9 protein-coding genes are annotated in these 12,463 nt (G+C 67.7%); 7 read left to right on the forward strand and 2 right to left on the reverse strand.

Translation table 11 applies throughout. The features are described from left to right. Positions 1 to 34: 34 nt before the first annotated feature. On the reverse strand, positions 35 to 919 hold the full coding sequence (locus FHR22_RS20075) for a LysR family transcriptional regulator (protein WP_166945579.1): 885 nt from the start codon (positions 917 to 919) through the stop codon (positions 35 to 37). 96 nt (positions 920 to 1,015) lie between these two features. On the opposite strand from FHR22_RS20075, the gene bla reads away from it, so the two are divergent. The 3 genes from bla to FHR22_RS20090 all read left to right on the forward strand — a co-directional run bounded on the left by bla (position 1,016) and on the right by FHR22_RS20090 (position 4,349). Beyond that, complete coding sequence (bla, locus tag FHR22_RS20080; RefSeq protein WP_166945788.1) at positions 1,016 to 1,894, forward strand: subclass B3 metallo-beta-lactamase; 879 nt, start codon at positions 1,016 to 1,018, stop codon at positions 1,892 to 1,894. 231 nt (positions 1,895 to 2,125) lie between these two features. After that, positions 2,126 to 2,650, forward strand: coding sequence for a hypothetical protein (locus tag FHR22_RS20085; protein ID WP_166945581.1), 525 nt, complete (start codon positions 2,126 to 2,128; stop codon positions 2,648 to 2,650). Between the two features lie 34 nt (positions 2,651 to 2,684). Continuing rightward, on the forward strand, positions 2,685 to 4,349 hold the full coding sequence (locus tag FHR22_RS20090; RefSeq protein WP_166945583.1) for a M20/M25/M40 family metallo-hydrolase: 1,665 nt from the start codon (positions 2,685 to 2,687) through the stop codon (positions 4,347 to 4,349). A gap of 225 nt (positions 4,350 to 4,574) precedes the next feature. On the opposite strand, the gene FHR22_RS20095 is transcribed toward FHR22_RS20090, so the two are convergent. Further along, positions 4,575 to 5,228, reverse strand: coding sequence for a glutathione S-transferase family protein (locus tag FHR22_RS20095; RefSeq protein WP_341787039.1), 654 nt, complete (start codon positions 5,226 to 5,228; stop codon positions 4,575 to 4,577). A gap of 168 nt (positions 5,229 to 5,396) precedes the next feature. Here FHR22_RS20095 and FHR22_RS20100 point away from each other — a divergent pair, with 168 nt between their 5' ends. From FHR22_RS20100 to FHR22_RS20115, 4 genes are all read left to right on the forward strand, one after another. After that, positions 5,397 to 7,019, forward strand: a complete 1,623-nt coding sequence (locus FHR22_RS20100; protein WP_166945585.1) for a CHASE domain-containing protein — start codon at positions 5,397 to 5,399, stop codon at positions 7,017 to 7,019. Further along, on the forward strand, positions 7,000 to 10,644 hold the full coding sequence (locus FHR22_RS20105) for a hydantoinase B/oxoprolinase family protein (protein ID WP_166945587.1): 3,645 nt from the start codon (positions 7,000 to 7,002) through the stop codon (positions 10,642 to 10,644). Before FHR22_RS20100 ends, FHR22_RS20105 begins: the two co-directional genes overlap by 20 nt. Positions 10,645 to 10,854: 210 nt before the next feature. Further along, positions 10,855 to 11,526, forward strand: a complete 672-nt coding sequence (locus tag FHR22_RS20110) for a DUF969 domain-containing protein (RefSeq protein ID WP_166945589.1) — start codon at positions 10,855 to 10,857, stop codon at positions 11,524 to 11,526. Next, a complete protein-coding gene (locus FHR22_RS20115; protein ID WP_166945591.1) occupies positions 11,523 to 12,461 on the forward strand; it encodes a DUF979 domain-containing protein in 939 nt (312 codons plus the stop codon). The genes FHR22_RS20110 and FHR22_RS20115 overlap by 4 nt, the downstream gene beginning before the upstream one ends. Positions 12,462 to 12,463: the final 2 nt, after the last annotated feature.

Raw genomic sequence — 12,463 nt, forward strand, 5'->3', positions numbered from 1 at the left:
AGGAGGGCGGCCGTAATCTCATCGTGACGGCGGGTTAGAAGCCGGGCGTCGCGGCGGCGATTTCGGCCGCGAGCCAGCGGCGAAAGCAACCCATCGCCTCGCTCTCGGGCCGCGACAGCAACCGCGTCAGCCAGTATCGCCCGGCGTCGATCGTCACCGCGAACGGCTGCACCAGCGCTCCGCTGCCCAGTTCGCGCGCGAACATCGCCGCCGGGACCAGCGCGACGCCGATCCCCGCTGCCGCCGCCGACGCCATCAGCGCCGAGCTGTCGAACATCGCGCCGCGCGGCAGCGGCGCGGCGACCCCGGCTGCCTCGAACCAGCGCGCCCATTCGTCGGCGCGGTACGATCGCAGCAGATGTTCGCGCACCAGATCGCCCGGTGCTTTCAGCCGTTCGGCGATCGCGGGGGTACAGACGGGCGCCATCGGCGCCTCGATCAACGGCTCGGCCCAGGTCGCATGCCACGCGCCGTCGCCGAAGCGGATCGCATAGTCGAGCGCCTCGCCCGCCAGGTCGACGCGGTTGTTGTTCGTCGACAGCTTGAGCTCGATGTGCGGATAGGCACGCGCAAAAGCATCGATGCGCGGCAGCAGCCAGCCGGTCGCGAAGGTGCCGACGACCCCGACCTTCAACGCCGCGCGAAACCGCCCGCCCGTATATTGATCGAGCGTCGCCGCCACCCGGTCGAACAGCTCGCCCAGCACGGGCACCAGCGCCTGTCCGTCGTCGGTCAGCGCCAGCCCGCGCGGCAGGCGGTGGAACAGCCGCGTCCCTAGCCGCTGCTCGAGCTGCGCGACCTGGTGGCTCACCGCACCCTGCGTCACGCACAGCTCGATCGCCGCCCGCGTAAAATTCAAATGACGCGCCGCCGCCTCGAAGGCGCGCAGGGCGTTGAGCGGCAATTGGGCGCGGTCCATAGTTCGTCATGAGTAAATCTCATGCCTTTGTCGAGAATTGATGCTTTGTCGCCGTGCCCCCGCATCGGCATTCCTTCGGGCGAAGGGAGACGGATGATGATGGAAACGATGGGGTTCTTGGCCTGGCTGGTCGCGGCGGCGAGCGGCGGCGGTGGGGTTGCGAGCGATCCGCTGACACAGCCGATCATCAGCTCGCACAGCGACGAATGGCTCGAACCGCGACCGGCTGAAAAGCTTTTCGGTGACTCCTATCTGGTCGGATTCGGCGGGCTCAGCGTCGCGCTGATCGACACCGGCGACGGGCTCATCCTCATCGACGGCGCGCTCCCGCAAGCGGCACCCGCGATCCTCGCCCATGTCCGCGAACTCGGCTTCCAGCCGACAGACATCAAATATATTCTCAGCACCGAACCGCATTCCGATCATGCCGGCGGCATCGCCGCGCTCGCGCGCGACACCGGTGCGACCGTCGTCGCCAGCGTGCGCGGTGCTGCGGCACTGCAATCGGGCCGCGCCGACGCCGACGACCCCCAGCTTGCCTATGGCATGCATTTTCCGCCCGTGGCGCACGCGCAAAAGATCGCCGACGGCGAAACGCTCCTTCTCGGCAAGACCGTCGTCACCGCGCACGCGACCCCCGGCCATACGATGGGCAGCATGAGCTGGAGCTGGAAAGCGTGCGAAGCGAAGACCTGCCGCACCATCGTCTTCGCCTCCAGTCTCAATCCCGTTTCCGCCGACGGCTATCGCTACGATGCACCCGCCAGTGCGCCCATTGTCGCGGGATTCGCGCAAAGCTACCGGACGATGGATGCGCTCGCGTGTGACATATTGATCAGCGCCCATCCCGACAACGCCGCCCCCGACGGCCGGCGCTTCAACGACACGCCGGGCGCCTGCCGCGCCTATGCCGACCGCTCACGCCGCGCCCTCGCCGCGCGGCTGGCGAAGGAAGGTACGGTGAAGGAGCGCTGAGGCCCCTCTGCCCCCCGAAACGGCCGCCATCGGTTGGGCGTTGCCGTTTCCTTTTTCGTCATCCCCGACTTGATCCCGGGTGACGATGATGCGGGAAGCGATGCCCGCTCCCCACCCCAACGCCGCCACCCCGCAGAACCATGCAACCCACCTGATTTCGCCACTAACTCCTTTGTTCAACCATGATAACGCTCTAGGCTCACCGGACATCAACCGGAGAAGCCTGTTTTCATGACCTTGCGCCTCACCGCCATGCTCCTTCTGGCCGCCGGCACCGTGCCGCTTTCCGCCGCCGCGGCGCAAACGGCCGACAGGTCCGCCGATGCAGGGACGCCTGCCTGGCAGGGCCAGATACAGTGCGGCGTCAGCTGGACCGATCCCGCCGACGACGCCCGCCGCTGGACCTTCGCGACCGACAGCGACACGACGAACTTCCGGCTGTGGGTTGCCGATCATGCTCGTGCAGGCGATCCCAAGCCGTTCACCGGCAACGAAACGCGCGAACTCAAACCGCGCAAGGCCAAGCTCGAGATTTCGGGTCTCGGTTCAGGGGAGGTCGAGGTCAACAGCATGCCCGCCCCCGACGGCATCGTCTGGCACGACGTCAGCCTCGGGCATGTCGAAAAGCTCGATGCACTGCCCGACCGTTTCACTCTCACGCTCACGATTGCGGACGCCCCGGCCCGCGCCTTGGAAATGCACGATTTCGGCGCGGCACGCGCCTATCTCAAACGCTGCCTCGCCGACGCTGGCTGAACAACGCTGGCCGCAACCACAGGAACCCGACGCCATGACCCTTCGCCTTTCCGCGACCGCGCTTCTCGCTTTCGCGGCGCCCGTCGCGGCCCAGCCCGCCCCCGCCGCCCCCGCGATCAGCGCCGACAACATCACCCAGACCGTTCGCACCCTCGCCTCCGACCAGTTTCAGGGCCGCGCGCCGGGTACGGTGGGCGAGGAACGCACGATCGGCTATCTGATCGGGCGGTTGCAGGCGCTTGGCCTCGAACCGGCGGGCGTGGACGGCGGCTGGACCCAACCGGTGCCCCTGCTCCACACCCGGCTCGGCAAGCCCGAAACGCTGGCCTTCGATCGCAAGGGCGCCGCGACCCCGCTTGCCTCGGGCATCGACATCTATGTCTCGTCGCTGCAGCCAAAGGATCGCGCGGTTGTCGATAATGCCCCGCTCGTCTTCGTCGGCTATGGCGTCAGCGCGCCCGAACGCGGCTGGGACGATTTCAAGGGCCAGGACCTCAAGGGCAAGGTCGCGGTCTTCCTGGTCAATGACCCCGACTTCGTCGCGGCGAAGGGGGAGGACGCCTTCGGCAAGTTCGGCGGCCGCACGATGACCTATTATGGCCGCTGGACCTACAAGTTCGAAGAGGCCGCGCGCCGCGGCGCGATCGCCGCGCTGATCGTCCACGACACCGACGGCGCGGGCTATGGCTGGAACGTCGTCCAGAGCCCCGGCGGCGAAAATTACGGTCTCGTCGTGCCCCCCGATCAGGTGACCAGCCTCGCGCTGCAGGGCTGGATCTCGGGGGCGGCGGCGACCAGATTATTCGCAGGTGCGGGGCAGGATCTTGCCAAGCTGCGCGCCGCCGCGCGGCGCCAGGATTTCAGGCCCATCGACCTCGGCACCCGCTTCGACGCCGCGATCCCCGTCGAGCACCGGGTGGTGCAAAGCCAGAATGTGCTGGCGAAAATCTCCGGCACCAAACGCGCGCAAGAGGTCGTGATCTACGGCGCGCACTGGGACGCCTATGGCGAGGGCGCGCCCGACGAACAGGGCCGCATCTATCGCGCCGGCGCCAACGATGACGCGCTGGGGGTTGCCGGACTGTTCGAAATCGCGCGGCTGTTCAAGGCCGCGCCGCCGCCCGGCCGCACCATCGCCTTTGCCTTCTGGACCGCCGAGGAGCGCGGGCTGCTCGGCTCGGAAGCCTATGCCGTAAATCCGGTCTTCCCGGCCGAAACGACCGTTGCCAACCTCGGCCTCGACATTCTCCAGACCGCCGGCCGCGCAAAGGATGTCGTGCTCGTCGGCAAGGGCCAGGGCAGCCTCGAGGACGATCTAGCCCGCGTCGCTGCGGCACAGGGGCGCACCGTGACGCCCGAAAGCCTTCCCGAACGCGGCCTCTTCTACCGCGCCGACCATTTCAGCCTCGCCAAACGCGGCGTCCCCGTCCTCCTGATGATGGGCATCGCGGGTGCGTCCGATCTGGTCGAGGGCGGCAAGCCTGCGGGACAGGCGTGGGTCGATGCCTATACCGGCAAATGCTATCATCAGGCATGCGACGCTTGGAGCCCCGACTGGAAGCTCGACGGAGCGGTACAGGATATCGCGCTCTTCTACACGATCGGCGACGAACTCGCCCGCTCGGCCCGCTGGCCCGGCTGGAAGGACGGCAGCGAATTCAAGGCGATCCGCGACAAAAGCGCTGCGTCGAGGGAATGAACCGGGAAACGACCGGAATCAGCTTTGGGGTGGGAAGCGGACGCTGCTTGACGCACCTTCGTCATCCCGGACTTGATCCGGGATCCCGCTTTTTTTACCGCATAATCCGTCTTTGACTTCAAGCGGGACCCCGGATCAAGTCTGGGGTGACGATAAGGGTAATGGCGGCAATCGGCCGAAGCCGGTCTCCCCAGTTTGCGTTCGTGTCGAGCCCGCAGCCTGCCCCTACCCCGCCAGCACCTTCGCCATCATTCGCTCTTCCTTCGCGATCCACGGCGCCATGCTCGGGCGCGACAGGATCGCTTCGCTCCACGCCGCGATCTTCGGATGGATCGCGGGATCGACGCCGTTCCCGCAATGGCGAAAATTCATCAGCGGCGACGCCACCGCAAGGTCGGCGAGCGTCAGCCGGCCGCCGACGAGGAAACCCGATGCGGGGATGGCATTTTCGAGATAGTCGAGCAGTTTTGGCAGCTCCTCGCTCTCGGCGAGCGCGGCCGCGGCCAGATCGCCTTCGCGGCCGAGAAACTTCGGCGCGACGATGCGGTTGAAGAATATCTTGCCGCTGCACGCCGCGAACACGGTGTCGCCAAACTCCTCCCACCAGATCACTTTCCCGCGCTCCTGCGGATCGGCGGGAATCAGCGCAGGCTCAGGATATTTGGCTTCCAGATATTGGATGATCGCGCTCGAATCGGCGAGCAGGAAGCCGTCGTCGTCCATCGCCGGCATCTTGCCGAGCGGCGACGCGGCGCGAAAGCCCGGGTCGGGATCGCCGATCCCGACGCCCTGCAATTCGAACGTCAGACCCTTTTCGCCCAGAAAGCCCAGCAATTTACGCACGAACGGCGACACCACCGACCCATATATTATCATCATCTTTCCTTCCTGTCCTGGCGCGCAGCATAGGAGGAAGGTTGCCCGTTGCAATCCGTTCCGGCACCGCAAACGGGCCCGCGAAAGAGGCTTGCCATCGCCGGGCGCGCGTGGAAAAGATCGTCGCCAAGGGGTCGCTGCCACGGCAGATATCATGCAGGGATAATCGCAATGCGCCCTTCGCTCTGGGCAGACCGGCTGATGGCCCTGCTCGCCCGTTTCGTCGGGCTGCTGATCCTGCTGGCGACGCTGGCCGCCGCCGCCGCGAGTTTCGTCTACAATCAGACGCAGGAATCGGATCAGGCGGCGCGCGTCGCGATGCAGGTCAACATGCGCCTGCGCGACCATATTGCGGTGCTCGAAGGAGTGCGCGCGCTCTACCAGTCGGACACCGGGGCAAGCGGCCCCGGGATCCGCGCCTATCTGGGCGCGCTGCGGCCCCAGATCAACGCACCGGGAATGGAGGGCGTCGGCATCGCCGCCGCAATGCGCGCGGCGATGCCCGCGGCGCTCGAGGACAAGCTGCGCCAGAATTATGGCGAGGATATCAAGATCTGGCCCGCCACCGACCAGCCGATCGGCTTCGCGGTCGTGCTCGTCGAACCTTATACGCCGCGCCGCCACGTCGCGCTCGGCTTCGACATGTACAGCGAACCGACGCGCCGCGCGGCGATGCGCCGGGCCTGGCAGACCGGCCGGCCGGCGGCGAGCGGCATCGTCCAGCTCGCCCAGGAAAAGGCCGCGAAAGTCAAACAGCCGGGATTTCTCATCTATATCCCCGTCTATGCCCGCACCGCCCGGGCGGCGGATCCCGATGCGGTCGCGACGACGCCGGGTGCCCGGCCGATCGAAGCCTTCGTCTATGCGCCCTTTCGCACGCACGATCTGATGACCGCCGTGCTCGGCACACAGATCGATGCCATCGACGGGCTCGAGGTTCGCGCCGGCGACGGCCCGGCGGCACCCGTCGTCTTCAGCCACGGCAAGATCGGCTGGGATGCGCACGAACAGAAATTGCGCATCGCCGACCGCGAATGGACGATGCGCATTTCCTACGGCCGCTTCATCGACCGGCTCGGCCGCCCGCTCGCCATCCTTGTCTTCGGTATCGCGCTCGCTTTCCTCGCGACGCAACTCCACAGCGTCCAGCGCCGCCGGATCGACGCGGCGCAGGCGCTTGCCGAGGAAAGAGAACGCCACGCCGAGGACCGCGAGTTGATGATCGGTGAAATGGCGCACCGGATGAAGAACGCCTTCGCGCGCATCGGCGCGCTGGCGCGGATCACGCTGCGCGAGGCCAAGGATCTTTCGGATTTCGAGACGCGCTTCGACGGCCGCATGCGCGCGCTTTCCGACGCCAAGCAGATGCTCGTCACCGGCGCATTGGGAAGCGTCGAGCTGGGCAAGATCGTTCGCCGCGAACTCGAAATCGCCGGCTGGCCCGCCGACCGGCTGGCGGCGCTGACGGGGCCGGAGGTCCGGCTCGGCGACGAAGGCGCGCAGGCGATCTCGCTCGCGGTGCACGAATTCGTGACCAACAGCATCAAATATGGTGCGCTCGCCGGGAAGGGCGACCTGGCGATCGCCTGGCGCCGCGACGGTGGCGATATCGAACTTACCTGGGTTGAAAGCGGCCTTTCCGAAACGCCGCAAATCGATCACGAAAGCTTCGGCAGCCACTTCATCCGCTCGCTGATCGAACGGCAGCTCAAGGGCAGCTGGGAGCGTACTGCCGTCGACCATCGCCTCACCATTCTTATCCGCTGGCCCGACCATGACGAAAACCAAAGCTGACGATCGCACCGGGATCGACCCGCGCTGGCATATCTGGATCGACCGCGGCGGCACCTTCACCGACGTCGTCGCGCGCACGCCGGACGGTAGCGTCGTGACGGCCAAATATCTCTCCGAAGACCCCGCCCGCCCGGGGGACGCCGCGGTCAATGCGATCCGCGACCTGACCTGCGCCGGGGACCGTGCGCTGCCCCCGCTTGCGATCCGCATGGGCAGCACGGTGGCGACCAACGCCCTCCTCGAACGCAAGGGCGAACCGACCTTGCTCGCGATCACGCGCGGGTTCGGCGACGCGCTGACGATCGGCTATCAGGACCGCCCGGACCTCTTCGCCCGCAAGCTCGACCGCATTCCGCCACCGCACGCCGCGGTCGCCGAGATCGCCGAACGGATGAGCCCCGACGGCGACATCCTGACCCCGCTCGACGAAGCCGCCGCCCGCGCCGCTTTGCAAGCCGCGCGCGAAAACGGCCTCGCCAGCGTCGCGATCATCCTCATGCATGGCTACCGCTACCCCGCGCACGAACAACGCCTTGCCGCCATCGCATCCGAACTCGGCTTCACCCAGATCTCGACCAGCCACGACGTCAGCGCGCTGATCAAGCTCGTCGGCCGCGGCGACACCACGCTCGCCGATGCCTATCTCTCGCCCGTCCTGCGTCATTATGTCGATCAATTCGTCGCCCAGCTCGATGCCGGATCGGAAGGCGGCATCGACCCGCAGTTCATGAAAAGCTCGGGCGGCCTCGCGTCTGCATCGGCTTTCCACGGCCGCGATGCGATCCTCTCGGGCCCTGCGGGCGGCATCGTCGGCATGGTCGGCAGCGCCGCGCCGCTGGGCAAGACACGCCTCATCGGTTTCGACATGGGCGGCACCTCGACCGACGTCAGCCATTATGCCGGCCGCCTCGAACGCGACAATGAGACGATCGTCGCGGGCACGCGCATCCGCGCGCCGATGCTGCGCATCCACACGGTGGCGGCGGGCGGCGGCTCGATCTGCCGCTGGGACGGCGCGCGCCTGCTCGTCGGCCCGGAAAGCGCCGGCGCCAATCCCGGCCCCGCCGCCTATGGCCGCGGCGGACCTTTGACGGTCACCGACTGCAACGTCCTGCTCGGCAAGATCCAGCCCGAGCACTTCCCCAAGCTCTTCGGCCCGAACGGCGACCAGCCGCTGGGCCGCGAGGTCGTCGTGCGGAAATTCGCCGCGATGGCGGCCGAGGTCGGGAACATCACCGCGCAAGCGCTCGCCGAAGGCCTGCTCGCCATTGCCGTCCAGCAGATGGCGAACGCGATCAAGCGCATCACCATCGCGCGCGGCCACGACCTGACCCAAGGCTACAGCCTCACCGGCTTCGGCGGCGCCGCGGGCCAGCATGTCTGCCTCGTCGCCGACGCGCTCGGCGTCGACGAAATCCTGCTCCATCCGCTCGCCGGCGTGCTCTCGGCCTATGGCATGGGGCTCGCCAAACCGTCGGCGATCCGCGAACGCACGCTGGCGCTCGAACTCGACGCGGATTGCGCGGCCACCCTCGCCGACGCCGAAGCCGAACTCAGCGCGCAAGCCCGCGCCGACCTCGGCGCCGGTGCCGAAACCAGCCGCGAAACCCTGCTCTTCGTTCGCCTCGCCGACAGCGACAATGCGATCGAACTCCCGCTCGCACCGCCTGCCGGCGTCAGGGCCGCCTTCGCCGCCGCCTTCCGCCAGCGCTTCGGCTACGCCCCGCACGCCAACCTCGTCGTCGACCGCATCCGCGTCGAGCTGACCGAAGCCGGCGATGCGCCCGCGACCCTGCCTATCCCCGCGCCGCCGGCCGTGTCCGAACCCGAAATCGTCACCGCATGGCTCGCCGGCGCCGCGCATCAAGTCCCGCTCCACCAGCGCGGCGCCCTCGCCCCCGGCCGCACCATCACCGGCCCCGCAATCATCATCGACGCGCTGTCGACGACGGTGGTCGAGCCCGGGTGGCGCGCCGAGGTTCAGCCCGAAGCTACTCTCCTCCTCACTCGCGCCCGCGCTGCCTATGTCGCAGCCGCGATGCAGGACGACCCTGCCCTCCCCGACCCCATCCGCCTCGAAATCTTCAACAGCCTGTTCATGGCGATCGCCGAGGAGATGGGCGGCGCGCTCCAGCACAGCGCCTCGTCGATCAACATCCGCGAGCGGCTCGATTTCTCCTGCGCGATCTTCGACGGCGCCGGCCGCCTCGTCGCCAACGCGCCGCACATGCCCGTCCATCTGGGCTCGATGGGCGAAAGCGTGCGCACCATCCTCCGCCAGCGCGGTCCCGGCCCCAACGGCCTGCCCCGTGACGGCCGCGGCCTCCGCCACGGCGACGCCTATGCGCTCAACGCCCCCTATGACGGCGGCACCCATCTTCCCGACATCACCGTGATCATGCCGGTGTTCGTCGATGGACAGGATACCCCCGCCTTCTTCGTCGCGGCGCGCGGCCACCATGCCGACCTTGGCGGCATCGCCCCCGGTTCGATGCCCCCCGACAGCAAGAGCATCGACGACGAAGGCATCCTCTTCGACAATATCCTCATCGTCGACGACGGGAATTTTCGCGACGCCGCCGTCGCATCGCATCTCGTCGACAGCCCGTGGCCCGCCCGCAATCCCGCGCTCAACATCGCCGATCTGAAAGCCCAGGTCGCCGCCTGCCAGCGCGGCGCCAGCGCCCTCGGCGACCTCTCGGCCACCCATGGCGCGAAAACCGTCGCCGCCTATATGGCGCACGGCCAGGCCCAGGCCGAAGCCGCGGTGCGCCAGCTTGTCGCGCGCCTCGATGATGGCCGGTTCCGCTACGCGATGGACAATGGCGCCGAGGTTGCCGTCGCCGTCCAGGTCGATCGCGCCGCCCGCCACGTCACCATCGATTTCACCGGCTCGTCCGCCACCCTCCCCGACAATTTCAACGCGCCCGCGCCCGTCGTCCGCGCCGCGGTGCTCTATGTGCTGCGCACGATGCTCGACGATCCGATCCCGATGAACGAGGGCTGCCTCGCCCCCGTCACGCTCATCATCCCCGGCGATTCGATGCTCTCGCCGCGCTATCCCGCCGCGGTCGTCGCGGGCAATGTCGAGACCAGCCAGGTCATCACCGACGCGCTGTTCGCCGCTTTCGGCGCCATGGCGCCCGCGCAGGGCACGATGAACAATTTCACCTTCGGGGGCGACGCGTATCAATATTATGAAACGATCGCCGGCGGCTCGGGCGCCGGCCCCGGCTTCGACGGCACCAGTGTGATCCAGACGCACATGACCAACAGCCGCATGACTGATCCCGAAGTGATGGAAACCCGCTTCCCCGTCATCGTCGAGGCGTTCTCGATCCGCAAAGGCTCGGGCGGCGCGGGCCGCTGGCACGGCGGTGACGGCGCCACCCGCCGCATCCGCTTCCGCGAGCCGATGGCCGCGAACATCCTCGCGAACCGCCGCCGGATCGCGCCCGCCGGCCTCGCCGGCGGCGAAGACGCCGCACCCGGCCGCAACTGGGTCGAACGCGCCGACGGCTCGGTCGAAATACTGGCGGCTACTGGCAGCGCCGAGCTTGCGGCGGGCGACGCCTTCGTGATCGAAACACCCGGCGGGGGGGGCTATGGTAGAGCGGGGGGCTGACGCGATGTCGGATCACGCAAAAATTCGGTTCGCGCGAAGACGCGAAGACGCGAAGAAGAAGCGGTTACCGCAAAGCGGCTTTCTCTTTCGACGTTGCGGCCAAAGCGACCGGCGAAGGAATATCGGGCCTGACGGCCCAACCCGGCCTCTTCGCGTCTTCGCGTCTTCGCGTGAACCTTTTTCAACGCCGGCATCGCAGGCACACTCCTGATGCTCGTCCTGATCGGCATCCTCATCATCCTCGCGGGCTTCCTGCTCCGCTTCAATCCACTGCTCGTGATCATGGCCTCGGCGCTCGCGACCGGGCTCGCCGCCGGGCTCGATATCACCGCCATCATCGCCGCCTTCGGCAAGGCGTTCAACGACACGCGCTATGTCTCGATCGTCTGGATCGTCCTCCCCGTCATCGGCCTGCTCGAAGCTTACGGCCTCCAGCAGCACGCCCGCACGCTCATCACGCGCATGAAGGGCGCGACGCTCGGCCGCCTGCTCACTTCCTATCTGCTGCTGCGCCAGGGGATGTCGGCGGTCGGGCTCACCTCGGTCGCCGGGCACCCGCAAACCGTGCGCCCGCTCGTCGCCCCGATGGCCGAAGCCGCTGCCGAAGCCGGGAACGATGCGCTCACCGACGGCCAGCGCGAGGAAGTGAAGGCCTTTGCCGCGGCAACCGACAATATTGGCCTCTTCTTCGGCGAAGACATCTTTCTCGCCATCGGCTCGATCCTGCTGATGAAGGGCGTGCTCGAAGGCTATGGCTACCAGATCGAGCCCCTGCACTTCTCGCTCTGGGCAATCCCGACCGCGATCGCCGCTTTCCTGATCCACGGCTTCCGCCTCCGCCGCCTCGAACGGCGCATGCAAAAGCGGGAGTCGGACGCATGATCACGCTCGGCTTCGTCTACGTCCTCGCCGGGATCGGTTTCGCGCTCTTCGCGCTCCTGGGGCTCCAGGACCGCAGCAATTCGAAGCGCTTCGGCAATGCGGCCTTCTGGGGCCTGCTCGCGGTATCGATGCTGGCGGGCGACCGGCTTGGCGACTTCGGCAACGGCCTGCTCGTCCTCGCGCTCGTCGCAATCGCCGGTACCGGCCAGATCGGCCGCGCGCCCGGCGGCGATGTCCCCGCCGGTGTCCAGACCGAACGCGCCGCACGCCACGGCCCCTTCCTCCTCCTCGTCGCGCTGATCATCCCCGCCGTCGCGCTCGCGGGCACCTTCCTGTTTAAATGGATCCCCGGCCTCGCCGACCCCAAGCAGGCCACGCTGATATCGCTCGCCATCGGCGTCCTCATCGCGCTCGCCGTCGGCATGGCGCGCCTCAAGCCGCCGCCCTTGCTCCCGCTCCAGCAGGGGCGCCGGCTGCTCGACGCGGTCGGCTGGGCCGCGATCCTGCCGCAGATGCTCGCCAGCCTCGGCGCGGTCTTCGCTCTCGCCGGGGTCGGCGAGGTGGTCGGCCAGCTCATCGGCACCGCGATCCCCGAAGGCAGCCTGTTCGGTGCGACGCTCGCCTTCGGGCTCGGCATGGCGCTGTTCACGATGGTGATGGGCAATGCCTTCGCCGCTTTCCCGGTGATGCTCGCCGCAGTCGGCATGCCCCTGCTGATCAAGCAATATGATGGCGACCCCGCGGTCGTCGCGGCGATCGGCATGCTCGCAGGCTTCTGCGGCACGCTGATGACCCCGATGGCGGCGAACTTCAACCTCGTCCCCGCCGCCTTGCTCGAACTCAAGAACCCCTATGGCGTCATCAAGGCGCAGGTCGGCACCGCGCTGCCGCTGCTCGCGGTCAACATCTTCTTCATCTACCTCTTCGCTTTCTAGGC

It is taken from the genome of Sphingopyxis panaciterrae (genome assembly GCF_011762125.1).
Classification (GTDB): domain Bacteria; phylum Pseudomonadota; class Alphaproteobacteria; order Sphingomonadales; family Sphingomonadaceae; genus Sphingopyxis; species Sphingopyxis panaciterrae.